Genomic DNA, 26377 nt, shown 5'->3' on the forward strand with positions numbered 1-26377 from the left:
ACTCTGGCAGGCAGGCGTTGCTGATGTTGTTTTCGAGTGTTTTACACTAACAGATACTACATTGTTGTTGGCGTTAGAAGATACTATCAGGACTCTTCAGGAACTGGGAAAAAGGAAGCCGCTGCAAGGCGAAGAGAAAAGGCAGAGTGAAGAAGCAGCAAGCGCAAGCCGGGAATTTGGCTTCACAGATAGGCATTCGAGTATTTTATCAAATGGAGGCTTTGCCGAGACCACAATCAAAGAGAAAGCAAGAGGAGCCAGAGTAAAAGATCGTTCGGTAATGGACAGAGAGCGGTAGAGTTGATGGCCCAGATGGTAGCCCAAGGACTTTCTTTTCAAAATGTCAAGGATGCTATCCGCATGAAAGCCATACTTGATGAAAACAAGGTAGATCTAGTAGATATTGCTGCATTGGTGGGCGAAGCGCGAAATGCAGGGGTAAAGCTCCAAGCGGTTGTTTCAGATTACAAGCAGATGAAAGCGTGCCAACTTCGGGAACGGCTCCTGACGCTTTTGCATTCTGCGAATCCATCGTAAACCATGATAGTAAGATCCTCATCGCTTCACTCTTGAAAAATCGTGATCCGCTTGGTTGGTTTGTACGGCCCGGAACACCGATACCCGACCAAACTACTTCAATCATCAAGGCAGTTCAAGCTCAACTAGTTGCATCAGTTGTCAAGGAAAATGAAAGCTATCTTGGGAAGATGCAATACATATTGGTCCGTCAAGAGCTAGCAGATATAGGACACATTCTTGTTCCACTTTTGTCAACCGCTATTTCATGCAACAAAAAAGACCATTGTTCATTAATTTCATGAATCATAGAGTTTTTGCCCTTTTACCGTCTTTGTCATATATCGTAGGGTGTCATTGTTCTCTAAACTTAATTTCCTCATTCAGGTTGACAGTGTAGTTCTTGCCACCAGTAGGAGTTGGGATGTTGCCGCCATCGTTGTCCGGGCCTGAGTCGCCTGGATTTGCCGCTGGCATTGTTGTTGCAATACCAATAGCCACCACTGCCGCAATAACAATACCTGCAATTATAGCAATCAGCAAACCCTTGGACATGAAATTCATCATAAGTCTGTATTATAAAAATCTGCTGAAACTAACAACAGGTTCAATAGCAAAAGAATGGAAAAGAAAGGTAGCCTTGAGACTTTTAGCTAAGTCCCAAGTCGATTGTCCACGTTATAGTTAATGTGTCGCCGTTTGCTAAGTTGACTGGAGAGAAGGTGTTTTCAGCCATCATGGTTCCGCCAGAGCTCGCGTTAAACAGACCAGCCTTTTGGACTCCGGTAGCCGAAGCAGTTGCAGTGAATGTCTTTGAAATTGTCCAGTTGTCAGTGTTTGCAGTGTGTGAATAAGTACCTTGCGCCCTCTGCAATCCACCGCTTGTGAATTCGCCGGCCAGTGTTGTGTCAGTTACAGAGGGGCTAGCTGTATTATTGCTCAGTGCGATATAGTTAGCTGGAGCCGCTGTAGCATTTCCTAGTTGGGTTGCTATAAAGTTCATTCCTGCGTTGGTGATTAGGTTGTGGTCTTCATAGTGGTATATCTCTGCACCATCTCTTACTACAGAGATAGTAACATAACCATGTGGACCCAGTTGTTCGCTCATTTTATTCCCTGCTAATGCACCAATCGGAAGGACAAAAGCCATTACGAGAATGGCCACCATTCCTATCGCTGGCACAGCTAGTAGCAGAGTCTTTTGCCTTGTTAGGGTCATGTGGCCTATTACAAAGTTCTATTATTTAAATCTATGTTTAAATTTCAGCTTATGGTCTGTGTTTATAGGAGTAATAATAATGTGTACATTGACAAAAACATGTCAGAGTACGACATGAACTATGCCTTGACTGAATTAAAAGAGCAACACCCTTGGCTGCGCAAATACTACCACTCCAAGATGCTTCAGATGGTAGCAAAGCAGGTTGCAGCAGCTGCAAGAAAGGTAGTAGTAGCAGCAGCTACTGGCAAGTTGAAGTACAGAAAAGGCGATGACTATAATGCCTTTACATACAACCAGTCTGGCTTTAAAATTGAAGAAGATGGAAAGCTCTACCTGTCCAAGATAGGCAGGATAAGGATTGTACTGCACAGGCAGCCAGTCAACGTCAAGCAGGTGACTGTATGCAGGAAGAATGGAAAGTGGTATGCAGACGTTGCATGCGAAACACTGCGCAGGTCATTTTCAACGATAATCAGGTACAGAAAGCCGGTAGGCATTGACGTTGGCATTACCAAGTTCTGCCATGACTCTGACAACCATGTAGTGGAAGACAACCCGCAGTTTCTCACAAAGATGCTAAAACCATTGAGAAAAGCTCACAGAAGAGTATCAAGAAGGCAGATAGGCAGCAATAATAGAAAGAAAGCAAAGCGCATGCTTGCCAGATTGTACGAACGCATCCATAACAAGCGCCGTGACTTTCTACACAAGCTATCAGCGTACTATGCCAGCCACTACGACCTGATATTCTTGGAGCGCTTGAAAGTATTGAACTTGACCAAGAACCACAGGCTTGCGCGCAAAATCTTGGACGCAAGCTGGTCTACTTTTAAAAATATGCTGCAGTACAAGGCCAACCGCGTTGTAGAGGTAGAGCCAGCATACACATCGGTTGACTGCTCAAGGTGTTGTTACCCAGTACCAAAGTCACTGGCTGTAAGGACGCATGTTTGTACAGAGTGTGGTGCTGTACTTGACAGAGACTACAACGCTTCTCTTAACATCCTCAAGCGAGGGTTAGAATCGCTGATGATGTTGCTACCGGTGGAACGCCGGGAAGTTACGCCTGTAGAGATTGCAATGCAGTCGAGGAAGCAGGAAGAAGCCCACGTCTTAAGACGTGGGTAGTTCACAGTGAAATAACACAGCCTAATAACACGAGATTTAAACATAGATTTAAATAAAACACTAGCATACGATTATTGTGCGCACAATAGGACCTTCGGTAGGACTAGCTTTTGGCTTAAGTGCGGCAGGGTTAGGGGCAATACTACTAGTTGCCTCGTTCATCCCAGCTGGCATTATCAAAGCTGCCAACCACGGAGGTGCAAATGAGCAGTTTCTGCAACTTCACGGCAGGCTTGATGTCCTGCTTTACGACGAATCTGGCAGGATAAAAGATGAGCGACATATTGACAACATGATCGTGGATGCCGGATTTGAAGGAATCGCGTATAGGATTGCGCCGCACGATGGCACAGTGACTCCAAGCAATCCTTGGAATTATATCGCGATAGGAACTGGCAACACAGCTACAGCGGCAGGCGATACTGCGCTTGTATCCGAGTTGGTTCGCATTCAAGACACACAGGCTGAGTACTCTACATCAAGCAAGCAGTTGAAACTTCAAGTATCGTTTGACCCCGGCGTTGGTACGGGCAACATCGCAGAGAGCGGGCTGTTCAATGCTGCAAGTGCAGGCGACATGCTTGCAAGGCAGACGTTCACGACTATCTCAAAAGGCGCAAGCGACACACTGACTGTCACTTGGACGATAACGTTGGCTAGCACGTAACAAGAGCTAAAGAAATACCGAAGGAACTCTGTAAGGAACAAAGAAAATGAAAGAGGAAAAATACAGGCTGTCGGATCAGGCCGATGGTAAGGCCAAGATTGTCTTAGCTGGTGCTATCGATAATCGCCACATTGTTACTATCATGCTTTTGTTAGCAGTAGGCATTGCAATACACTTTGTCAGCACAGAATTGCTCCAGCCAGTATTTGCAGAAAGGTATTTGACGCCGCTTCCAGAAGCTTCGAGCACGCAGCAGGTGCCAGCAGGCAACTCGTACTATCGTTCTATGTCTGAATCGATGGCGGTTGTGGCATCTTATGGAAGTGGCAGCGCAAACTCGCCCATGTCTTACCAGCGCTCGATGTCGGAGTCAATGTCTGTGACTACCGTTCAGGGCAAGCCGACGAATTCATACTCGCGCTCCATGTCAGAGCAGGTGTCACTTAGCACAGGCATGCCATCAGCTCCAATGCAACCAGCCAGAATAAATGCCGAGGGCAGTGGCGGATCTTCTTATTCATTATCAAATCTGAGAAGTGATGAGAGATCAAGAATTCTTGGAAAGGGCAACAACGCGCTTGGAAGAATAGCTGGAAGTGGCACCAGCATATACAGCAGCGGCTCGAATCAAGGTATAACTGAGGATGAAACTGCTTCCTTTGATATCATTAGCCGCATTTTCCGCCGTACATCCTCTGGAGACGATGGTTCTGACGGAGAGTCGTCTCAAGAAAGCGACAGTAATAGTAATAATTTTGTGCTAGATTACACTGGTCTTGACGGCAAGTTCCTTGAGAAGAGACTTGCAGCCGGAAATGTCGGTAGCAACACTAGCAACTTCATAGGCTACTACTATGTCAATGTAATAAATGGATTTTATAGCATAGGAGTAATTGCGATTGTCGCAAAGCGATCACGCATTATCCTTAGGAGTAGGCACAAGCTTGCAAAGACAGCAGAACTAGTTGGATTTACAGTAGAGTCCAAGGCGTCAAGAGCTTGCCTAGTTGTACTAGTACTCTTTATCGTGATAGCAGTAGCAGGTAGCTTTGGCGCTTTGCCGATAGATGCAGTATTTGCAGACGACGCCTTGGCTTCTGCTTACGTGTCGGCCACTGGTACATTTGGGACCAAAAGCGCCAAGTACAGAGAGTGGAACCCTATCACAAGCACATGGAGCAGCGAAGTTGAGCTGCCTGACACAGGATCCCCTATTAGCTCTGTCAAGATTTTGTTTAGTCCAATAAACTCTATGCGGGTAATTATCTCGTACAGCAATAATGGCGCACTTAACCTATTCACGTGCTCAAGCGCCTGCACCACAGCCAGCTCTTGGACACGCGTTGGAGGGGCAAGCTTTGCAACCGCAGCACTTCCATCCAGCAACCCTTCCAAGCCATACGACATCGCATTTGAGCAATCAAGCGGCAGGCTGGTAATAGTATATGACAAGGACCTGAATGAGGAAAACGACTTTTACTACCGGACATTCAACGGCGCGACCATATCGGCTGAATCAGGACTGAGCTACATTGGCCTGCCCCTACTAGGAGATTCAGAATTCATAAGGACATTCAAAATGGCATCCAAGCCAGGAGCAGATGAGATAGTGATGATACTTGAAGACGTCACCAACCAGGATGCCTATGCCTTTGTATGGAATTCTGGCTCTTCGTCATTTGGAAACCAGTTTACGGTCTCATCTGCAATGGGCACTACCTCTGTGGCTGGCTTTGCAATAGATGTTGCGTACGAGACGAGCAGTGGTGCGGCCGTTGTGTTTGCAGGAAATGGCGCCAATAGCGCTGCATATGTTAGATGGGATGGAGCCTGGCCGCTCTTGTTCGCCTCGACAACAGATCCAAACCCCCTATCAAACAACGATGTCAGGTTTGTCACCCTAAAGGCAGACCCTGTCTCTACTTCTAACAAGATAATGATATGTCAAGTGGATGACCTGAGCGACCTGACATGTGCACAGATTGATGGCGGCGTGCTTGGAGCTTGGACAAAACATGATGACAATGTAGATAATACAAGCAGAAGAGTATTTGATTTCGCATGGAATCCAACAGGCTCTGCAGGAGTGCTCGTTTGGGGTACCACCTCGGGTTCCATACACTACAGACAGTGGTCTGGCACAGTGTGGTCAACAGCATTTTACGCGGTACCTTATGCGAATACAAAGGCATGGGTTGTTGGAACAACAAACCCTATGAGCCGCAAGTCGGCCTTTCTTGTGCTCAACGGAGCAAGCGACATAGGCAGCCTGATCTACGACGGTCTTGAACTCAAAGTCATTGGCACGCAGACGCATACAGCTGACACTGCAAGTGTATTGAATGAGGCATTGAGTATAGATTACCAGCGCAGGCCTGCCGTGAGGGCTATCCTCGAATCCGTGTTTGTTTCAGATTCGGTTGGCAATCGCGCCGACAACCCTGCTGCCATAGTATATCGCTCTAATACTGGAGCGAACGGCCTCCATTCTGTCAAGTACAGGGAGTGGAACCCAACCACAAGCACATGGAGCACAGAGGTTGAGCTGCCTACAACGGGCAATGACGTCAGAGACGCCAAGATCTTGTTCAGCCCAACCAGCACCCTGCGAGCTGTTGTGAGCCACAGTGCAGACGGCAGCTTGAACCTCTTTACCTGTTCAAGCGCTTGCACAACAGCTGGTTCTTGGACACGCGTCGGCGGAGCTAGCTTTGCAGACACTGGCTCGCCGATTGGAGACGTACCATACAGGCCATACGACATCGCATTTGAGCAATCAAGTGGCAAGCTGGTAATAGTGTATGATAAGGATTTGACTGAGAACAATGACTTTTACTATAGAATGTTTAGTGGTGGGATACTATCCTCTGAGACAGGATTTAGCTACATAGGAGGAGCGGCAGACAGTGAAGAAATTCGCTACTTCAAGTTAGCATCAAAAGCTGGTTCCAATGAGCTGACAATGATACTCGAGGATGCGACCAATACAGACACCTATGCCTTTATCTGGAATTCAGTGTCAGGGACATTTGGAAATCAGAAAACAGTATCCACAGCATTGAGCACTGCAAATACCGAAGGAGAGTCGATAGGGGCAGCATATGAAACGAGTAGTGGCGCCTCGGTGGTCTTTTCAGGGAATGGTGCAAATAGCGCAGCGTACGCCAGATGGAATGGAGCTTCATGGTCAGCTGTCTCTACGACTGATCCAAATACAAATTCAGGCAACGATGTCAGGTTTGTCACCCTAAAGGCAGACCCTGTCTCTACTTCTAACAAGATAATGATATGTCAAGTGGATGACCTGAGCGACCTGACATGTGCACAGATTGATGGCGGCGTGCTTGGAGCTTGGACATCACTAAATGCTAACTTGGACTCTTCTACTTCAAGACCAGCGGATTATGTCTGGGACAGCAGTGGCTCGACAGGTCTTGCAGTATATGGAACAACAACAGATGTAATAACCAAGAGGGCATGGGACGGGGCAAACTGGTCAGGGGCTACATCAGTTGATTCCGTTGGCACGCACCTATGGATCGTGCTGGTAAGAAACCCCCTGGGTTCCGACAAAAACAAGGCGCTCATGGGCATGATAAATTCCAATGCAGACATTGGCACGATGGTTTATGATGGTACAAATGTGAAAAATCTTGGTGACTCTATCCATACAGCATTTTTGACTAACATGGACTTTGAAGCGGTGAGCATAGACTTCCAAAGGTACGGCAGGGTTATTTCCAGACCAATCAATATCAACTTGGCTGTTACTGATGCGATAAGCGTTGCTTTCACAAGGCAAGTATCAGAGCAGCTTCACCTGACGGGTACTATCAACCGTACGCTTGGCTCTCCCTATACCAGATCTATGTCAGACCAGATGATGACCGTGACAGATATCCTTGCCAGATCCGTTACACTGTCAAGATCAATATCTGAAGTGTTGGCAGTGAATGATGGTATAACAAAAAATATTTCCAAATCAATGACCGACCAGCTAAGATTAACTGACAGTATTCAGAGAACAGTAGTTGCCGCCAGAGCTTTTTCAGAAGGTCTTGGCGTGACAGAAAAAATAACCAAGGCGCTCTCGAAGACAATAACACAACAGCTAACACTTACTGAAGCAATAGCAAGGTCAACAACAGCTTCAAAGTCGATAACTGAGCAGTTGGCTATACAGGATACCATAGCAAAAGCCTTCGCACCTTCAAGATCACTGTCAGAGAATCTTGCAGTAACGGAAACAACTACAAGAACAATTGTAACCAGCAGAGCCCTCTCTGAGCAAATAACACTAACAGAGACTGTTGCCAAGAGCATATCTGTGTCGCTATCTGAACAGCTAACGACAACGGATCAGTTGGCTAGAGCTACTATCACCTCAAGGGCAGTAACAGAGCAGCTCACCACCGCCGAGTTCATAGCTAACTTAGTATCCAAAGCAATAAGCGAACAGCTCTCAATAACAGAGAATATTGCTAGGTCTATTGTCACCGCTAGGAGCGTGTCTGAAGAGCTTGGACTAACAGAATCAGTAGCTAAGCGAATAACCCATTCATTATCGGAAGATCTCTCTGTTACAGACACAATCGACAGGTCTAGCACGCTTTCAAGATCCATATCTGAGCAGCTCGCTCTGACGGAAACTGCATTAATAAACACAAGTAAACCACTGACAGAACAGCTGGCTGTGATAGATAGTCTAGAGCGATCAATAACCACTACCAGAACTCTGTCGGAGCAACTTGGAGTGACTGATGCAGTAAGTAAAGCCTTCTCAACAGCGCTGTTAGAACAACTTGGCATTACAGAATCACCCGCCAGAGTTGCAGCGCTGTCAAGATCTATGTCGGAGCAGTTTACTTTGGTTGATTCTATTTCGAAGGATGTTTCTGTATTGCAAACAGAGCAGCTCGCATTTGCGGATACTTTGACGAGAATTACGGCTCTGACAAGGGCAATGATGGAGCAGCTAGCGGTCAACGAAACTATGACCATATCGATCTCAAAGTCGATGTCAGAACAGCTTAGAATGACAGACGAGCTCCAGCGGTCGATATCTGTTACCGCGGCACCATCAGAACAACAACTTGCACTAACAGATTCAATAGCTATATCCTTATCCAAGTCGCTATCAGAGCAGCTAGAAGTTGAGGACACCATTGCCCGGTCCATTGCATTGTCAAGGTCAATATCTGAAGAGCTGACAGTGAATGATCAGATATCAAAGGCGATATCAAAGGTAATATCCGAAGATCTCGCGGTAACAGACGAGATTCAGAGAACGATAGTTTCTACCAGAAATATGTCAGAACAGCTTGGAGTGACGGACACTGTGACAAAGGCTATCTCTGTTGTATTGCTAGATCAACTTGGAGTAACTGAATCAGAAATAGGGTCTATTGAAGTTGCAAGGTCAATGTCAGAGCAGCTTACCATCACAGATTTTCTAATTGAAGGCAGAGCGTTCCAGATTGCAATTTCAGAACAGCTATCGTCTACAGAGGCGACGACGGCAACAACAACGACATCATTGCCGTCCAGTCTGATAGAAGGGCTTGCCACATCCGACGCCATCACTACTACAACATCTACCTTTGCAAGAGCAATCACTGAGAATATGGCAATTACAGAGAATGCGTCACGAACAGCATCCATAATAATACTTGAAATACTGCAAACCAGCGATCAATTTACTGACATCTCCATCCACTATCACCTAGTCCTCGGTGAGACACTAGTTCTACCAGATTCCTTTGCTACCGATCATGCTAGCTATGTAAATTCATTTATAGGCCATAAAGTAATCATCGAAGACTCGGTACTATTGGCCCTGAAGTCAACTAACAACCCAACAGAACAGCTCGTAGTTCAGGATCAGCTATCGGCGATGCATACAAACAGAAGAGTGCTAACAGAAACTATGCAGTTGCGTGATTCGCGAATTATTGTTGCAACACGTCCGCCACCAAGTCCACCTTCTGCAATCGTAGCCATGCCCGTAGTAACTATGACTGAGAAAGAAACTGTGAAAGAATATCCCAACAGCATGACCTCTCCCATGGTAGCGGTTCAAGTGCAAGGCACATATCCGATGGAAAGGCTTGACAATACAGCACTTGGATCTCTGCTTACCACTATTGGTATGCCAGTCTACGATGTCAGCACAGAGGCATCAAGCACAGGCATAGACAACATGACCATGATCCTTCCGACCTTCAAAGTCCCAATAGAAATGGATGGAGCGCCATTAAACGGAGGAGCGTTCCTTACACCTGTATTGTCAAACGTACCTGCCAACACACAAGTGGTAATTCCAATAGACGTAGAAGGCAGCCTTGGAGCTGGGACCATAGAAACAAACCGGATGATACTTAGCTTTACACCTAAAGTAAACTCTAGCAACTTTGCGCTCTTGATTAGCATATTGGATAACAATCCCGAAGAGGCGATAACCCAAGAAGAGCCAGAGGGCTTGTCTGCATTTTACATTGATGTATCATATGTGGGCACATGGCCAGGCGGCATATCTCCTTCTGACCCGGCATTCTATTTCGAACCACCACAGGTCACATTTACCATAACGGAAGAGTGGACAGAAGAAAATCATGCAAAGAGAGATCTGAACAACATTCCAATGATCAATCTGTTCTTGCTTAATGAAGTTACAGGCACGTGGATAGAGATATCAGACGACAAAATAACGCCACTAACATCGGCAGTAGGCAATGTCTATCAATATATAGTAACACTGCCCCACCTCTCTACCTATGTAGTAACTGCAGACACCTCCTCAAGTGAATCTGGAAATCGTGGTCCTGGAAGTGGTATAGGAACAAGAGGAAGTAGCAGGTTTGGTCACATCGTGCAGCTTGCTGAATCGCTTTCTGTCAGTGGCTCTATAAACCTAGTCAAAGGTGAATCGCTCTTTAGCGATTTGACAGGATCGTTTAATATCAATAAGGTAGATTCGAAGCCGTTGGATCAGCGTGTTATTTCAGTAGATGATATTTCCGTTACTGTTCATGTCTCCGGTATCAGGTCTTCAGCTATACTTGGAACTGCAGTTGCCCGCCTTAACTTTGAAATTGAGAACAAGGGTGATATTGGACAGGAGCTAATGCTAAGATACTGGTATTCTGACCCGACAACAAAGATGAGAATATACGAGAACAAAGAAACCGTCATGGTTGGAGCTGGCCAGTCCATCGTCAAAATATTTGAAGTTCCATTCACTTCTCCTGGCGACTACAGCCTAGTGATAGAGGTAGAGTCAAAGGAGGGAACTGTATCTACTACAGACATTGCGATCAATGTCCCGTGGCTAACGGTTTACCTCTACATCCTTGTCATTATAGCGGTAATCGTAATCGGAGTATCAATGGGCTTTGTAATATTTGCAATTCGTTCTAGACGGTTTATTATTACTGGTGACGACAGATAGCTTTGGGTCTGTTGGCGATTGGCGGCTTGTTAAGGTATCTATTGACTGTATTAGTAATGCTTGGGTCATCAACCATGGCCTTCGGTCAGTATCAAGGAGATGATGATATGATCGTGGAAATTGTGTCCAAGCATTATTCTTCAGGATATCTTCCAGTTGTTGGAAGTTATGTGGAGTATAAGGTCAGATTGACAAATATTGGCAGTGTTGCCGTTGAAAATCAGTCTCTACGGGTATCTCTTGTATCCGATGGAAATAAGACACACTCTTCAGCTGTGTACTCTACGGGGCCTTTGGAGCCGGGTGAAAGCAAGAATCTCCACCTTGGCCCCTTTAAAATGGAAGATGAGGGCAAGCATAGACTACTGCTGCTTGCAGAGAGCGAGGGCTTGGCTCTGGACTATCCTCATCCTGACTCGTTCATAGTCTACCAACAGAGCACAGTCCAAGTCATCATATTTGTTGCAGTTCCCCTAGTAGTGGCCGGCTCGGGAATAGTTGGTTTCTCACTGTACCAGAGGGCAAGGCGCAGACCACTGCCAACTTTTTAATCAATGCTTCGACATTAAAACGGCCATCAAAACTCTCTGCTATCTATCTCTCTCTATTGTTGTAACTTAAAATAATAATAATACACAAGCCCTTACTCGCCGGACAGAAGCAGGTGAACCGGCTTTCGGGCTTGGAATCGAGGCACTAGTTCTTGGCCTTTGTATGTGTACAACTCTTGATAGTAATCTTAAGCCGTTCTTCACATTGCTACACTTGAAAGTTAAAAACTGAAAATATGAATTGGAAAAACATAACATAGCATATTGGGGCCAAAGAAAAGAAGGTCAAGCAAGACTCTTCTTCTTCTCCCCCCCTCTGTCTTTTTTACCCTCCTTGGCGCTACTATTTTACAGTAGATTATTTTATTGTTTTGTGGTTGTGACTTTTACTTATTATATTATATTTTATACGGCGGAATGGAAGAGAAAAAAAGAGAGAGTAGTAGAGAATACAGGATGGTCTAATTTTGTGTCTGGCGCTACATATCCAGCTTTACCATATAGAATGTAGATGCACATCGCCGGCTCCAACTAACAAGTAGTCACAATGTAGCGTGTGCAACCGCTCAAAAGGGCGAGACAGACAGGTGAATCAAGATTCTCCTCTCCTGCTGGGATATGCCACATATCCTTCTTCCTCCAATCTCCACTTTGCTGGCACAGCAGTGCCTTCTTTGAGGGCTGTGCCCAACCATGTCATCAAGGGCTTCGCTAAACGCCGTAGTTGAGATTGTCGTCGCTTGTGCCAACTTTGTATCATCAAAAAAGACAGAAGTGTGTGTGTGCACATGTACCCAACCTTACAAAAGAAAATTTGTTTGTGTCCTGTAATACGTGATATATATATACACAATAAGGATAATAAGGTAATTATTCGTGATTCAGGTAAAGATAGCAGTAAAATGCCCGAAAAAAGAAATAATGATGTTGATAATAACAACAATATAATTTCAAATACAGACCGTGTTCTTATTCCAAGCACAGTAATAAAACAGGTGATAGAGACAAGTCTCAATATGCTGATGCCAACATTCAAAGACCAAGTCCTTTTGGATATGAGAAATGCAGGGTTGAGGCTGGACGACGAGATAGCCTCTTACTCACTCTCTCAAGTTCGAGATTATTTTCATCTTGCGTTTGGCGCTGATGCAGCTGACTTGCTCTTGGATGTAGTGAGAAACACGCTAGAGAAGACCGGACAATTTAAAAAATACGGCTGATGAGAGAAGACGGTAAAAATTTTCTCTCTCTATCTGACACCAGCGTAAGTGAATATAGTACTACATACATACGTGTACTATGCCCATCATCATGCCTGCCCGCACAGGTAAGTGATTCTTCATAGAGGCGGCAAATCTCTGCGAGAAGCGTATATATGCTATTATATAGGTTAAGCCGGCCTATGAGCCTCGTCCGGCTTTGCTATCGGTATTTTTCTAAAACATTTACATTCCTGGCATTGGTAGATCTCAAAGCCTGATTTACTCCTATAGAAAAAACTCTAAAGCGATAGATTGCTAGGCATTTGCAACACACCTGCCGAGGACTGACTGTTTTTTAAGCTTAAAAAGTAACGTGCCCATGTGGCTTTATGGTTTATAACCTGTCCTATCTATGTGTGGTGTGGACTAATCAGGCAGAGTCTCTTAGTATTGTCCTAAAGTTTTTGGGAAGGGGGCAATAAGCTAAGTATCATCAATTATGCTCTCGTTGTGCCAACAATGTGAACTACCCACGTCTTAAGACGTGGGCTTCTTCCTGCTTCCTCGACTGCATTGCAATCTCTACAGGCGTAACTTCCCGGCGTTCCACCGGTAGCATCATCAGCGATTCTAACCCTCGCTTGAGGATGTTAAGAGAAGCGTTGTAGTCTCTGTCAAGTACAGCACCACACTCTGTACAAACATGCGTCCTTACAGCCAGTGACTTTGGTACTGGGTAACCACACCTTGAGCAGTTAATCGATGTGTGTGCAGGCTCTACCTCTACTACCCTGTTAGCTTTGTACTGCAGCAGCATATTTTTAAAAGCAGACCAGCTTGCGTCCAGGATTTTGCGCGCAAGCCTGTGGTTCTTGGTCAAGTTCAATACTTTCAAGCGCTCCAGGAATATCAGGTCGTAGTGGCTGGCATAGTACGCCGATTTCTTGTGCAGGAAATCGTGGCGCTTGTTATGAATACGCTCATACAGCCGGGCTAGCATGTGCTTTGCTTTCTCTCGGTTGTTGCTGCCTATCTGCCTTCTTGATACTCTTCTGTGAGCTTTTCTCAATGGTTTTAGCATCTTTGTGAGAAACTGCGGGTTGTCTTCCACTACATGGTTGTCAGAGTCGTGGCAGAACTTTGTTATACCTACATCAATGCCAACTGGTGGCTTTACGTACCTGATTATCGTTGAAAATGACCTGCGCAGTGTTTCGCATGCAACGTCTGCATACCACTTTCCATTCTTCCTGCATACAGTCACCTGCTTGACGTTGACTGGCTGCCTGTGCAGTACAATCCTTATCCTGCCTATCTTGGACAGGTAGAGCTTTCCATCTTCTTCAATTTTAAAGCCAGACTGGTTATATGTAAATGAGTTGAAATCGCTGTCCTTTCTGTACTTTAACTTACCTGTAGCTGTCTTTCTTGCTGCTGCGACCTGATGTGTTACCATCTGAAGCATCTTGGAGTGGTAGTATTTGCGCAGCCAAGGGTGTTGCTCTTTTAATTCAGTCAAGGCATAGTTCATGTCGTACTCTGACATGTTTTTGTCAAGAAAGTAGTTGTGTACACCCACCTGCAGCCATCAAGAGTTTGCTCTAGTGCAAGCTCCTGTTCTTTCGTTGTTGGATATAGGCGGAACTTGTAGTTGAGCATTGTTTTTTGTACACATCTCACTATTACTACTATTATTTAACGTCTCAGGCACTTTGGCGGGAGGGTGGGGGGGAGAAGGGAGGAAAAGAAAGATTCATTGACGGGAACCAAATTCATCCCACCTCTAAAGAGTGTGGGTTTTCTTTGGTTCCCGTACCCTCCATCAATATAAAAATATAATTCCTAGGAGGTAGCAGCAGCTGATAATGATGAAGCATTACTACTTGCAGATTGACCAGAAGAAACTCTATGCTTCTTTTCGCCATTTTTAGATGTTATAGTACGATAATAGGTTCTCTTACCGATAATCTGCTTTGCAATATTTGGTTGATTCTCTATTATGTTCCTGATCGCTGGAAGATAGTTCGGTGAATATGAGACGCCCTTGAGCAGGTTAGACAGTGTCTTAGGTTCTGTAGATAATTTCTTATTCACATGCTCTAGGATCTCTTGTCTCTTGGCCTGGCTCATAGACGATGATGCTGCTGGTATTTTTCGCCCGGCCTTTCTTGTCGTCGTTATCATCATCCTACCATTTCTTGCTATTCTCCGCTTTACTACTGCTGTTGTGGCGTCCTTGATATTTTGTCTTCGTCGTAGTCGTCGTTGTCTTTCATTTACAAATTTGGTCAAGCTCTTTATAATATCGTTGACTTCTTGGAGATCCAGCGTTATCGTCTGACCACTCTTAAGCTTCAGTGTGATGGATGGTCTAACTTTTGCCATGATACTAACCTTGCTATTATACGGGAATATATTTCTATGATGATAACAAATTCTATAGCATTTTCATACGTAGTATCTTGTGTTTATATAATGATCTTATGTTTCTGCTGTCCCGGTCTTTTGTTGTTCAACAAGCGAGGGAGGACCACCGCCACCATAAGAATACGCGATCACTGCGCCTACTAATACAATGTGACTGCTGCAATTGCCGCGCCACTATGGTAGCTTAGCTTTTTTATTCAGAGACATTATCGGTTGCTCTCTCACTCATTCACACGCAAGCATATAGAGGGCACAAATTGAATACTTACGATATGCTTAACCTAGTAAAGTGGTCAGCCGGCCACTGAAAATACATACTTTTTGTCGCTGATATAGGTATAGGATATGCTTGTGAAGGCTTTATCCAAAATGTCAGGAACCGAGTGAGCGCTATCTATATCTATACTATTTCGGGAGCGAGTAAAAGAAAATGTAAAGTTTCAATGGCTCCTCCATACTGCTTGATACAGGTAGGTCCTGTTGCAAGCAAGATACATCTACGTGACGTGGAGAAGAAACAAAATGAATGCCGAAAACCTCTATATATCAAAAGTTCTGTCGAGCAGTCGGGTGGTATCGAGTGCTGTTGTGTATTCAATGGTTCTGAAATGATGTTGCAGCTCGGTGGCTCTATGCCTTTATCGGAGTGCCTTGCAGCAAAAGCATGCTGATTTTGCTCACCAGTGTGGCGATGCTGAGCGGTTTGACTGTAAACTCGTCGGCTCCATAATCCAGCACTCTGGTCTTGTGTTCCTCCTCAAATCTCTCGGCTAAAACGAATATCTTGGCTTTGCTATTCATTTTTCTGATATTGACAATCAGCATCGTGCCCCTGTCAGAAGCGAGCCTACCATCAATAATTATAGCATCAAGCTTGTCGCCCAATTCCTTTACTTTGGCTAGACAATCCTCTGAAGTCATTACTTGATGTGGCAGAAAACCTTCCATTTTGAATGTGCCCATTATGAGGTTGGAAACATGCAGGTCTTGCTCTGCCACTATGATGTTGGGCACACCCTTTCCGTCAGTCATATAATTACTTGGGAAGAAGGCAATTGCATTTAACAAATAAGGAATATTGTTGCAGTAAAAATTATTTTAAAGAAAGAAACGTGGCGAGAAGAAGTCCACTGGTCTATCTATGACCGGCGGATGAATCGCCATTATATTTTTTTAAGCAGCACCAGTGAAATAGACACGTACCATTATCATCACCATCAATTATATGCTCAACTACAAGTTCCGCCTATACCCAGACTTGCTCAAAAATCTTGGACAAAAGCCCGGAGCTGGCTGCAGACAAGGCCATTGAAGAATTTCCAATGGGATGCTATGCTATTCGATGCAGAGGCACCGGAGTTAATCCGCAGCGCCACCACAGGCACAAAAACCAAATTCATCAATTCTTGAATTACAAATCGGGCAGTATCCAAAAAGGTTGTAATCAACATCCCAAGGCTCTTTTCTAAATGTTGCAAGGTGGACGTCAATCTCCTTCGGGATCTGGTCTGGCTGCGGCAGCAACTCGTCTAAGATTGCAGCCGCTCAAGTTGATAAAAAACTTTCTGCGAGCTTTTCAATAGTAGATGAATCTATTCAAATCATAAGCCTAAAACCAAAATGATCTTGCATGCATGAATGAATGAATATGGTACAAAAACAATCTTCTTAAATAATTATAGTGAGAGAGTTCTCAAAAAGACATCATGTGTTAACATATCATGCATATGGAGAGACTCAATAGCACTGGAAAGGCAAAAAATGGTGGTAGAGTGAGACACATATCGGTCGGCAAGGATGGATGCTACCGCGATAAAGCTTGGAGGGATAAAGAAAATCCTTGCTCAGAAGGGAAGGCTACCATTCGTCGTTCCCATTTCCATAAAGGACATCATAAAGGTATATCTCTCTCTACCGAGCAGCAGGTAGAGCCCAGATGGCTTCCTAAGAGCAGCAGGCTTGGAACGAATGCATGTGCATAGTGTTTTTTCTTTATGGCCAGGCCATTTTGGCTTAGAAAGGATAGCAAAAGAATTGATAAAAGCAAGACCAAGTGAAATAAATAAGTAGAGAGAGGCTTGCGAAAAGGGTTTGTTCTCTGGCTGACAGGACTACCCGGATCAGGTAAAACCACTATATCTGGCATATTAAAGCAGCAATTGCAAAGCAGGGGTTTGCAGGTTGAAATACTGGATGGAGATGAAGTCAGGAAGAACCTGAGTCCCAATCTGGGGTTTTCAAAAGAAGATAGAGAGATCCATGCAAAAAGAGTGGCTTATGTCAGCCAGCTGCTGGCAAGGAACGGAATCAACGTGATTGTTGCTCTGATATCGCCTTATCGTTCTTTTCGTGATAATGCACGGGCAATGATTGGTGAAGGATTCTTTGAGGTTTGGGTTAAAGCTTCTCCGGAAACGTGCCGCCAAAGGGATCCTAAGGGTTTATACAAAAAGGCGTCAGCAGGCCAGATATCAAACCTTACAGGCATACAAGACACATATGAGGAGCCGCTAAATCCTGAACTAGTTGTAGACACTGAAGCAAGGAATGTAAATGAATGTGTGAATATGATTCTTGGCCTATTAAAGCAATATAGATACTTGTCTAATCATGACTGAACTGCGTTTTTACATTATTAGGATATGATTGTGCATATGCTTCTTCTTCTTATTATTATTTAACAGAGTTGTGCTGTGACATAATATACTACTTTCACCGGTGAACTACCCACGTCTTAAGACGTGGGCTTCTTGCTTCCTCGACTGAAACTTGCTTATCCGTTGTCGCTGGACAAGTAGAGGTTCTGTCTCTGCATGGGCCTGTTCCAGACCCAGTTTTTCAATATTTTTCGCTGCATTCAGGTCACGGTCAATGACCAGTCCGCAGCTACGACATTCAAACGTGCGTACCGACAGGTCAAGCTTTTCCTTTGCTTCCACCCCGCACCTAGAGCATTTCTGCGATGTACCACCTGGATTGACGACTAGTACCCGTCCACCGCGCTTTTCTACCTTGTAGGCAGTGTATTGGCGCAGCTTTCCCCAGGTGGCATCCATTATTGCCTGTGCAAGATGGTGGTTCTTGACCATGTTAGCGATATTCAACTTTTCAAATGCCACAAGAGTATATCCTTGGTCTGCAATCGTCCTTGACGTTTTGTGTACAAAATCATCACGACATCTTCTCACCTGTCTCCATGCTTTTGCCAGAGCAATCCTTGCCTTCTCTCTATTCTTTGAGCCCTTCTGCTTTCTTGCAAGGTTCCTCTGCAGCTGTCTTATCTTCTTTGCTTGAGCCTCAAAATTCAGAGGATTTTGAATCTTATTACCATCACTTAGTGTCAACCAGTTAATTAGACCAACATCTATTCCTAAAGGCTTGCTCATGTCATATTCAGTGGAAGTACTGACAGTACGAGTAGTTATATCGTCATCATCCGCAGTTATACAAGCATACCACTGATCAACATCGCGGACGATTGTACATGTTTTCAGGGTACCAACAGGAATCTCCCTATGCATCTTGATTTTGATGGCTCCAATACATGACAACACAAGCTTATTGTTGTTGTCGTCATCTCCTATTATCTTCCAGCCATTGTTGTATTGAGGATATGTAAACGAATTGTACTTGCCCTTTCTCTTGAATTTGGGATACTTGGCAAGTTTCTTGAAGAACGCCTGGTATGCCTTGTCGAGTCTTAGCAAGACATCTTGCAGCACCTGGCTGTGTACCTGCTTTAGATATTTGTTGTCTTGCTTTCTCAGTGTTAGTAGCTGTTTTTGTTCATAGAATCCGACATCCCAATCTACACGCCTTTCGCCAAGTGAATCATTGTAGAGATGCCTGCACGTCCCGATAGTATCTTCCAATTTTTTCACCTGTTCTTCCGTTGGATAAAGACGAAACTTGTATGTTCTTATCATGTTCCCTTCTGTTCCTCGATATATTTTTTGATTACATCAGCTGAAACATGACCGTGTGTTGAAACAAAGTAACTTCTAGTCCAAAGAGTTGGCAATCTACTCTTCAGTTCGGGGAATTCTTCTCTCAAAATCTTTGATGTGTATCCTTTCAAATTGGCAACTATTCTGTTTGGAGTTGCTGTAGGTTGTGTGCTTCTACAAAGATATGTACATGATCTGGCATTATTTCAAGAGATATTAATTTACAACCAATTTCTTTCACTCTTTCTACCAGTAGCTCTTTCAATCGCTTTTCAATTTTGTTACCAATTAAGACCTTTCTTCAATATTTTGGACACCACACAAAATGGTAGTTCATGAAGTGGACTGATGTCTCTGATCGAGAAAGTACCCCTTTGGCAACAAGATAATAGATGTATGTTATGTATATAAGATTTTCATGATGGGAAACAAATTCATCCCACCTCTAAAGAGTGTGGGGTTTCTTTGTTTCCCATACCCTTCATTAGGCTAAAGCGTGTGTGTGGGGTCCTAAGGTCGCTATCGTTCTTCGTAGCGTTGCCGCCTTAGGCGTATCAGTGCTCTGCCTCCCTGCAAATCCTCTTGTCTTTGCAGGATTGACCTATGCCAAGGATGCAATAGGATATATCGGTTTTCTGATATTGAATGAGCCATTTGCATCAGCATGGTCAACAAGGCGCCCACAGCTGGGGCACTTGTGTTAGTAGTAGTGGTAGTGGTGGTAGTAGTAGGCGCCAGCTTGGAGCTGTGATATGGCCTTTTACTAGTGTAAAAGGGAACTTATGTTAGTGAACTATATTATAGAATTTACTGACACAATAATTTATTCGATAACTACATCTATAAATCAATGTCGTAGATTGAATGTAGTTAGAAGCTCTGCTGATACACTAGTGGCCATTAGGGAAGCAGCAAAATCTAGACCAACAAGATTTGCCATAGTGGTCCTAGCATTAATAGTTGGATTTGCCCTTGGCTTTTCGATTTATTTTCAATTGGTCAACGAGCAAAGTATCAAAGCCACACTTTTTGAAGAGCAGAGAATCAGACAATCTCAGAGTATGGAAGCGCGAGCGCGACAGATTAGCTCAGAACTAGAATCCATATTAGGAAGGTTACAAGGCATCGCTAATTCAAATTATATCCAAGAAGGAGAATTATCTGGTGACAGAATATCAACGCTCCTTGCTGAAAACTATAACCCAGTAAAAGAGTCGGTAAGGAGCATTTTCATTTTGGATTCAAATGATGTAGAGACGGCGACGACAGTTTTACTCGATGATCAAAACTATATCGGTTTATTACATTTTGGGAAAGATTATGTGGCTGAAACAAAGGTGAAACTAGCACCGGTCCTCTCAAGATCTTACAGTGGTGTAAATGGCACTTCGTATGTCATCCTATCATATCCTGTGATCCAAAGGGAATCTGGCGAGTATCTTGGACTAGTGGCTGCCGTAATCCCATTGCAGCAGATCCTTAGCGGGCTCGGAGGCCCGTACACTACGCAGGAGAGTGAACACGTCCTTGTTACTGACAAATCCGGCACTTTTATCCTAGCTGATGATAACGACCTCATAGGAAAGCACTTTGAAAACAAAGAGATACTACAGCGATTAGATAACCCAGATGATTTTCAAAATCTTTTCACACAAGCTCTTGCCGGCCAATCCCGCAGTATCGTAGTTGACGGCCTCTATCAAAATGAGCGCCTTCTGGTTGCGTATCCTGCCAACCTGCGGCAACAAACAGTGTTCGTCATAGCTAGCTCGACACCTACAGAAGGAATCTACTCCAAGATCGAAGGCATAGTGTTTACACAGAGGATTCAGACTTTGGCCTTAGTTGGAGCTGTAGTAGCATCAATCGCAGTAATCCTCTACTTTCTAGCTAGATGGAGTGAAACATTGCAGAGAGAAGTAAAGAAAAGGACAAAGGAACTTGAGACAGCGAATAAACAGCTTGAAGCGCATGATAGAATGCAGTCAGAGTTTATCAATATAGCAGCACATGAGCTGAGAACTCCGGTGCAGCCTTTGCTTGGCATAGCCGACCTCTTGCATTTGTCTTTTGAGCAAGACCCGCACAATGGCGAGATTGCGATTTCAAAGGCTGACCTTGACTTGATAAGGAGGAATGCTAAACGCCTTGAGCGCTTGTCATCTGACTTGTTAGAGGTATCAAAGATCGAGAGCAACTCATTCAAACTGCATAAAGAGTGGGTCGACCTTGACAAGAAAATCAAAGAAGCGATAATAGATGCAAAGAGCTCATTGCGCGATGAAAAGAAGCAAAAGATTCAAATTCTAAATGCTCAGGCAGGCGCTCCAATTGGTAATAGTAACCGCCCATTGCTCGTCTACTGTGACAAGGTAAGAATTTTTCAAGTATTGTCTAACCTGATAGCAAATGCCATAAAGTTTACCGAAGAGGGACAGATAACCATCCGGTCTGAGGAGAGAGATGATGGTTACGCTGTCATCAACGTCATAGATTCCGGAAAGGGAATAGTGGAAGAGATGATGCCGAGGCTGTTCAAAAAGTTTGCTACAAAATCTGACAGCGGCACAGGTTTAGGGTTATACCTATCAAAGAAAATTATTGAATCGCATGGAGGCACAATATGGGCAGAAAATAACGCCGGCGGGAAGGGAGCCACATTTTCATTTGCATTGCCAATAGCAGGGGGAGGAGGAAAAGGAGGAGGAGAAGAAGAAAAGCAAGATTATTAGTTAGTGTATTTGGAGAGGGGAGGAAGAGAGAGGGAGAGAGCTTTTTCAAACCAATAGGCGACCATGATTTATTTTATTATATAATTGAGACTTGGGCATAATTCCTGATTCATATTTTTGACAACGCCGATTGATGAGTAAGCATAAAGCTGACCTCATCAAATCGATCCTGACGAATTGGCTCCGACATTATTCAGGTCAGAATCCGTCCTCTTTGGCATCCTGTATCTGATAGGCTGCATCCCGTGGCCCACTCCGGTCGGAAAGAAGCGCGGCCACCCATACGTCTATTCGCCGACGGTGATCCTCAGGTGTTTCATAGTCAGGATATGGTTCAGGATTGATTCCAACAATGCATTGCACAAGTTTCTGGAAATAGATTCTCCGTACAACAGGAAATTGCTAACGGTCTGCAGTCTAGCGTCGATACCAGACAGGCGTACTTTTGACAGGAGGCTAAAGACGATATCTGCAGACATCATGCAGAGAATAGCTGCAATGGGAAAACTGTTTGCAGCAGAAAAGCTGGTTGACCCGTACATCGTTACTGCAGACAGCACATTGCTGAGGGCCAGAGGCGCTGTGTGGCACAAATCCTCCATGAAGAAAGGTGAGGTACCCCATTCAGGCATCGATACAGATGCAAGGTGGGCTATAGCCGTACTAAAGGTTGGGTGTTTGGTTACAAAAGCTGCACGTGGCATCAAGTACTGGTCCTCTCGCAGTGCTGCTGTGTCTGCAGATTTTACAACAGCCAACGTACCGGACAACCAGATGTACGTTCCGTTGATGTCGAGTTTGCCGCCCGGTACAAGGTATACAGCAGCCGATTCCGGCTACGACGACCAGAAGCTGTACGATTACAGCAGCAAGGTGCTTGGGATAGGCCTAGTCTGTCCCATAGAAAGGTACGAGCACACACCCATATGGTGACAGGCTGGAACTGATGCATTTTTATGAATCTGAAATAGGGCAGGCAATCTACAGCTGGAGGAGCATATCTGTAGATGTAGAGCTGCTGATAGAGCATGTCAAATCCGTGTTCAGAATCGACCCACTGCCAGTACGCGGGTACCACAAGGCGGCAGCTGCAGTGCTGTTATCTGTACTGCTATACCAGGTAATGGTCTATTACAACTGCAAGACCTGCAAAGACAATCCAAAATCCATCAAGTACATGATCGGAAGTTACTGACAAGTTGCATCAGAGACAAAGGAGAACGGTGTTGAATTATGCCCAAGCCTCAGGTAGTTCTTGTGGAGATCCATGCCTACGAACATGGATGCTCTACCGTCTGAACCGGATTTAGCGAGTTCGTTCACATATGGTTAGGCTCTTAGTCTCTGATCATGTGTCTTCTATGAGCAAGCAGTAGTCTCATGTTATTCCGTATCATGACGGGCAAATATACAAGATCCGTCTTATTCTTTGGTACTAAAGAATTAAGTAGCACAGTGATCAAGTTCGTATTGCGTTTATTTTTTCCGGTCAAGATGTCACGGAATTGTCTGCTACCTGAAAATATTTTATCTTCTACTGGCAAGATAATCTTTCTGTCATTTAGCAAAGAGCCGTTTGAAAGAACATTTTCTGAAGCTTTTCTTAACGTTATGGCTTTCAGATCCAGATCGTCTTGTAGATATTCAATCAGCTTGTTTAGCTCTTTTATTCTGTGCAGACTCCCATCCCTAAACGGATGAAGAAGAATAGTCATGTGTGAGAAGCTAGTTTTCCGAAGCTTATTATAAACAGAGGTAACCATGCCCTTCACAGGCAGAAATTCTCTTCCATAGGTCTCAACCTGTACGGGAAACATCACCAGCATTTTTCCCTGTTCATTTCGAACTACATATGGTAGGATTTCTGTATCGCCAAACCTTCCTAACAAGAAATTCTGGATTGAAGGAAATACTGTATAGTGAATATCGTTTCTAAACATTGCTTCTAGTGTAAGCGAATTCATCCTTGAGATAAAGTTTGCACCATATACTGGAACTCGAATGTGTTCTTTCATTCTATGGATCATCTGATCTTGGAGATTCAAATCTCGTTTGCTCAGAAACTCATGATAGAGGCCGTGAAGGGCGACCTCGTGGCCGAGCTTGTGCACTTGTTCAAAGATTTGAGGGTAAATGGATCCCACAAAGTTGGTGAAGAAGAATGTTGCTACACAGTGTTTCTTATTCAATAACGACAGAATCCTTTCAAGCCCAATTCCAACACATCCGACCTGTTCTGTGTCAAAAATGAGGGAAAAGGTACCGTTTCTCGTAGGTGATTCATCATTTACCCATAAATCTTCTATGCCAGGTACATAATTGTTGCTAGGATCGGATGTAAGAGCGTTGAAGTTCTTCAATGTTTGCTCATCTGTATTCTGCAGATCTATTCCTCCAAATGAGGAATAACCCAAGCGAAATCTCTTTAACAAAGGACCCTTATCGAACCGGTATAGATGGCGCAAAAAATTACTGGAGAATATAAGAAAATCATTATTTTCCGAGGCTATCTTTTTTTCAAGCTGACTGACAAAGTCATTACCATAGATTCTTTCGTAATCTACTACAATACTTGGATACTTGCAGTCATTAAGATTAAGGAATTGTGCATCTTGCTGATTTACAATGATTAAAGGATTAGCCTCCTTTAGTATGTCTATATTCAAGTACGGTTTACCAACCCCTTCAGATTTCGGCCATTATATGGCGAGCCGGAAAAGATATATAGAATGTAACTAAGTGATTCGATACATACTCCGCAAATATTTAGCTCCATTAATTGGTGTAGTTACAATTGTAGTGGTATTTATTCTCATTTTTCAGTCTACAATTAGGGAAGAGCATCGAACCGGCAAGCTATATGCTCCTAGTGGCGCATTTCCGGCCAGCTTTGATAAAGTCACCGAGGGAAGTACCATCATGAATTATAGATTCAGTAGCGTGGCAGATCATGCTATACTAGAGCCACATGGCAGAAACGCAATAATTAATGGGGAATACAAATTGTCAAATGGATTCTTGAAGCTGGTCGGCAACAAATCTAATATCTCGATAAGTGATTTTCCGGAAATAAATACGGAAAACATAGCCTTTAGTCTAAATCTGAAAATAACGAACATTGGATCAAGACAGGCACTATTGGTAAAGGGATATCATAGTGAGCTCGGTTATGGTCAGTATGGAATCAACATCGAACCAAACGGCAAGCTAAGATTAATTGTAAGAAGTGACAACGGGAACAACCTCATTCTTTATAGCAACAAGACTTTGACAGAAGGTACAGCTCAAGTAGGATTTGTCATCACCAAGTCATCTGCAGCCATCTATATTGATGGGCATTTGGAGAAAGTAGGAGAAATACCAAGTCATCTCTTGACATCAAATCAAAAGCTTGTATACAAAGATCTGACGGTCGGAAACCAACCCGTTGCTTTAAACGAAGTCTTTCGTGGTGGTATAATAAAACTGACCATTTTTCAATTACAATAGACCCGTTGCGTAATTGATGTAGAGTGCAAGGATAAGTGGCTGCTTTACCGATGTTTCTCTGTGTCGCAAATTAAACAAGGCAACCATTGATGAAAGAGTCAAGGCAGTTTTTTGTATGTTCAAGGGATCCGGTCAGCTAGGGAGATCAGGGAGGTTTTTGGCATACCTGAACGAACACTGAGAAGATGGACCCATGCATACAGAAATTACGGAATTTCGGGATTGATGCCAGGGAAGACTGGCTCCATACAACCTGCTAACTCCATCCACTCTAATCTTGAACAGAAGATAGTAAAGCTCAAGCAAAAAACATCCATCATGGGGTGCAAGAAGGCTCAAGTACCAATACGACTTGCCATGTCATTGGAAGACCGTCCACAATGTCATAAAGCATCGCGGTTTGCTCATCAGAATCAAACCAAAACCACAACCGTCAAAACGATTTCAGAGAAGGCATGTAGTAGACTCGTTGTGGCAGGGCGATACCTTCCAGTTCCGCATCTCAGGCGTGGGTAGAGTGTACGTTACTGGCTTTACTGACGACGACCGTTCGCGCTATAGAATCGTATCAAAGGCGTACCTGCACAGGGGAGCAAAAGAGGCCATCAACGCGCTTTGCCATGCGCTAAAGAAAGGCAGGATTCCAAGAGAAATGTACTTTGATAACGAAAAGCAGTTCATAGCCAATGATTTCAAGAAAGAACTGGCCAAATTCCACATCAAGCCAATCTACGGCAAACCATACAATCCAAAAGGAAGAGGGAAGGTAGAACGATACCACGAAGTCTTGCACCAAGAACTGATATCCCAGGTACATTTCTCGTCTTTATCCCATTTCAGAAAGGAGCTAAGGAAGTTTGACAGGCGCTACAATTACTGGAGAAAAAGTCAAGCTCTTGGATGGAAGACTCCTGCATCAGTCTATTACGACAGAAAATACTTCAGAAAAAGTGCCATAAAAGCGGCCACAAATCCTTGCAACAAAACCGGCCATAAACGCTTGCACTCTACAGTTACGAAGGTAGAACGGTCCTAGGATGTCCATCTGG

The 26377-nt window shown here is 44.1% G+C and carries 23 protein-coding genes and 1 pseudogene; 14 read left to right on the forward strand and 10 right to left on the reverse strand.

Going from position 1 to position 26377, the window contains the following annotated elements:
* The first annotated feature begins 67 nt into the window (after positions 1 to 67).
* Together NGAR_RS03995 and NGAR_RS17185 are read left to right on the forward strand one after the other, a co-directional pair.
* Positions 68 to 298 (forward strand): hypothetical protein, encoded by a 231-nt coding sequence (locus tag NGAR_RS03995; RefSeq protein ID WP_015018365.1) that lies wholly within the window; start codon positions 68 to 70, stop codon positions 296 to 298.
* 62 nt (positions 299 to 360) lie between these two features.
* Positions 361 to 537: a hypothetical protein gene (locus NGAR_RS17185; RefSeq protein WP_187147649.1), complete on the forward strand. Its 177-nt coding sequence runs from the start codon at positions 361 to 363 to the stop codon at positions 535 to 537.
* Between the two features lie 333 nt (positions 538 to 870).
* Here NGAR_RS17185 and NGAR_RS04000 read toward each other — a convergent pair whose 3' ends face one another.
* On the reverse strand, positions 871 to 1071 hold the full coding sequence (locus NGAR_RS04000; protein WP_148680950.1) for a hypothetical protein: 201 nt from the start codon (positions 1069 to 1071) through the stop codon (positions 871 to 873).
* 94 nt (positions 1072 to 1165) lie between these two features.
* Positions 1166 to 1624, reverse strand: coding sequence for a hypothetical protein (locus tag NGAR_RS04005; RefSeq protein ID WP_148680951.1), 459 nt, complete (start codon positions 1622 to 1624; stop codon positions 1166 to 1168).
* Between the two features lie 162 nt (positions 1625 to 1786).
* Here NGAR_RS04005 and NGAR_RS04010 point away from each other — a divergent pair, with 162 nt between their 5' ends.
* The 5 genes from NGAR_RS04010 to NGAR_RS04030 all read left to right on the forward strand — a co-directional run bounded on the left by NGAR_RS04010 (position 1787) and on the right by NGAR_RS04030 (position 12751).
* Entirely contained in the window at positions 1787 to 2866 is a 1080-nt protein-coding gene (locus NGAR_RS04010; protein WP_187147650.1) for an RNA-guided endonuclease InsQ/TnpB family protein, read from the forward strand.
* A 76-nt stretch (positions 2867 to 2942) separates the two neighbouring features.
* Complete coding sequence (locus tag NGAR_RS04015) at positions 2943 to 3533, forward strand: cupin domain-containing protein (protein ID WP_015018369.1); 591 nt, start codon at positions 2943 to 2945, stop codon at positions 3531 to 3533.
* A gap of 46 nt (positions 3534 to 3579) precedes the next feature.
* A complete protein-coding gene (locus NGAR_RS04020; RefSeq protein WP_015018370.1) occupies positions 3580 to 10980 on the forward strand; it encodes a methyl-accepting chemotaxis protein in 7401 nt (2466 codons plus the stop codon).
* Between the two features lie 11 nt (positions 10981 to 10991).
* Complete coding sequence (locus NGAR_RS04025) at positions 10992 to 11531, forward strand: hypothetical protein (RefSeq protein ID WP_148680953.1); 540 nt, start codon at positions 10992 to 10994, stop codon at positions 11529 to 11531.
* Between the two features lie 902 nt (positions 11532 to 12433).
* Complete coding sequence (locus tag NGAR_RS04030; protein WP_148680954.1) at positions 12434 to 12751, forward strand: hypothetical protein; 318 nt, start codon at positions 12434 to 12436, stop codon at positions 12749 to 12751.
* A gap of 508 nt (positions 12752 to 13259) precedes the next feature.
* Here the strand turns inward: NGAR_RS04030 and NGAR_RS04035 are convergent.
* The 5 genes from NGAR_RS04035 to NGAR_RS17190 all read right to left on the reverse strand — a co-directional run bounded on the left by NGAR_RS04035 (position 13260) and on the right by NGAR_RS17190 (position 16684).
* Positions 13260 to 14312: an RNA-guided endonuclease InsQ/TnpB family protein gene (locus NGAR_RS04035; RefSeq protein ID WP_015018373.1), complete on the reverse strand. Its 1053-nt coding sequence runs from the start codon at positions 14310 to 14312 to the stop codon at positions 13260 to 13262.
* Positions 14261 to 14392 carry a helix-turn-helix domain-containing protein gene (locus NGAR_RS19265; RefSeq protein ID WP_228369288.1) on the reverse strand — a complete coding sequence of 44 codons (132 nt, stop codon included), beginning with the start codon at positions 14390 to 14392 and terminating at the stop codon, positions 14261 to 14263. The genes NGAR_RS04035 and NGAR_RS19265 overlap by 52 nt, the downstream gene beginning before the upstream one ends.
* Before the next feature lie 183 nt (positions 14393 to 14575).
* Positions 14576 to 15118 (reverse strand): hypothetical protein, encoded by a 543-nt coding sequence (locus tag NGAR_RS04040; RefSeq protein ID WP_015018374.1) that lies wholly within the window; start codon positions 15116 to 15118, stop codon positions 14576 to 14578.
* A gap of 672 nt (positions 15119 to 15790) precedes the next feature.
* Complete coding sequence (locus tag NGAR_RS04045; protein WP_015018375.1) at positions 15791 to 16192, reverse strand: response regulator; 402 nt, start codon at positions 16190 to 16192, stop codon at positions 15791 to 15793.
* Positions 16193 to 16519: 327 nt separating this feature from the next.
* On the reverse strand, positions 16520 to 16684 hold the full coding sequence (locus tag NGAR_RS17190) for a hypothetical protein (RefSeq protein ID WP_015018376.1): 165 nt from the start codon (positions 16682 to 16684) through the stop codon (positions 16520 to 16522).
* Positions 16685 to 17238: 554 nt separating this feature from the next.
* Here NGAR_RS17190 and cysC point away from each other — a divergent pair.
* Complete coding sequence (cysC, locus tag NGAR_RS04050; RefSeq protein ID WP_015018377.1) at positions 17239 to 17778, forward strand: adenylyl-sulfate kinase; 540 nt, start codon at positions 17239 to 17241, stop codon at positions 17776 to 17778.
* Between the two features lie 105 nt (positions 17779 to 17883).
* Here cysC and NGAR_RS04055 read toward each other — a convergent pair whose 3' ends face one another.
* Together NGAR_RS04055 and tnpA are read right to left on the reverse strand one after the other, a co-directional pair.
* Complete coding sequence (locus NGAR_RS04055; RefSeq protein WP_015018378.1) at positions 17884 to 19086, reverse strand: RNA-guided endonuclease InsQ/TnpB family protein; 1203 nt, start codon at positions 19084 to 19086, stop codon at positions 17884 to 17886.
* A pseudogene (gene tnpA / locus NGAR_RS04060) lies at positions 19083 to 19444 on the reverse strand (IS200/IS605 family transposase). Before tnpA ends, NGAR_RS04055 begins: the two are co-directional and overlap by 4 nt.
* A 985-nt stretch (positions 19445 to 20429) precedes the next feature.
* Between tnpA and NGAR_RS04065 the strand changes: the two are divergent.
* The 3 genes from NGAR_RS04065 (at position 20430) to NGAR_RS04075 (ending at position 23034) form a co-directional block, all read left to right on the forward strand.
* Positions 20430 to 21839: a sensor histidine kinase gene (locus tag NGAR_RS04065; protein WP_228369289.1), complete on the forward strand. Its 1410-nt coding sequence runs from the start codon at positions 20430 to 20432 to the stop codon at positions 21837 to 21839.
* 177 nt (positions 21840 to 22016) lie between these two features.
* Positions 22017 to 22772 carry a hypothetical protein gene (locus NGAR_RS04070; RefSeq protein ID WP_015018381.1) on the forward strand — a complete coding sequence of 252 codons (756 nt, stop codon included), beginning with the start codon at positions 22017 to 22019 and terminating at the stop codon, positions 22770 to 22772.
* Positions 22773 to 22785: 13 nt separating this feature from the next.
* Positions 22786 to 23034 carry a hypothetical protein gene (locus NGAR_RS04075; RefSeq protein WP_148680955.1) on the forward strand — a complete coding sequence of 83 codons (249 nt, stop codon included), beginning with the start codon at positions 22786 to 22788 and terminating at the stop codon, positions 23032 to 23034.
* A gap of 142 nt (positions 23035 to 23176) precedes the next feature.
* Here NGAR_RS04075 and NGAR_RS04080 read toward each other — a convergent pair whose 3' ends face one another.
* Complete coding sequence (locus NGAR_RS04080; RefSeq protein ID WP_015018382.1) at positions 23177 to 24505, reverse strand: polysaccharide deacetylase family protein; 1329 nt, start codon at positions 24503 to 24505, stop codon at positions 23177 to 23179.
* A gap of 133 nt (positions 24506 to 24638) precedes the next feature.
* Here NGAR_RS04080 and NGAR_RS04085 point away from each other — a divergent pair, with 133 nt between their 5' ends.
* From NGAR_RS04085 to NGAR_RS04095, 3 genes are all read left to right on the forward strand, one after another.
* Positions 24639 to 25328 (forward strand): LamG-like jellyroll fold domain-containing protein, encoded by a 690-nt coding sequence (locus NGAR_RS04085; RefSeq protein WP_148680956.1) that lies wholly within the window; start codon positions 24639 to 24641, stop codon positions 25326 to 25328.
* Between the two features lie 111 nt (positions 25329 to 25439).
* Positions 25440 to 25844 (forward strand): helix-turn-helix domain-containing protein, encoded by a 405-nt coding sequence (locus tag NGAR_RS19270; RefSeq protein ID WP_148680957.1) that lies wholly within the window; start codon positions 25440 to 25442, stop codon positions 25842 to 25844.
* Positions 25798 to 26364, forward strand: a complete 567-nt coding sequence (locus tag NGAR_RS04095; protein WP_187147652.1) for an integrase core domain-containing protein — start codon at positions 25798 to 25800, stop codon at positions 26362 to 26364. Before NGAR_RS19270 ends, NGAR_RS04095 begins: the two co-directional genes overlap by 47 nt.
* Positions 26365 to 26377 lie beyond the last annotated feature (13 nt).

Source organism: Candidatus Nitrososphaera gargensis Ga9.2, from assembly GCF_000303155.1.
GTDB lineage: Archaea > Thermoproteota > Nitrososphaeria > Nitrososphaerales > Nitrososphaeraceae > Nitrososphaera > Nitrososphaera gargensis.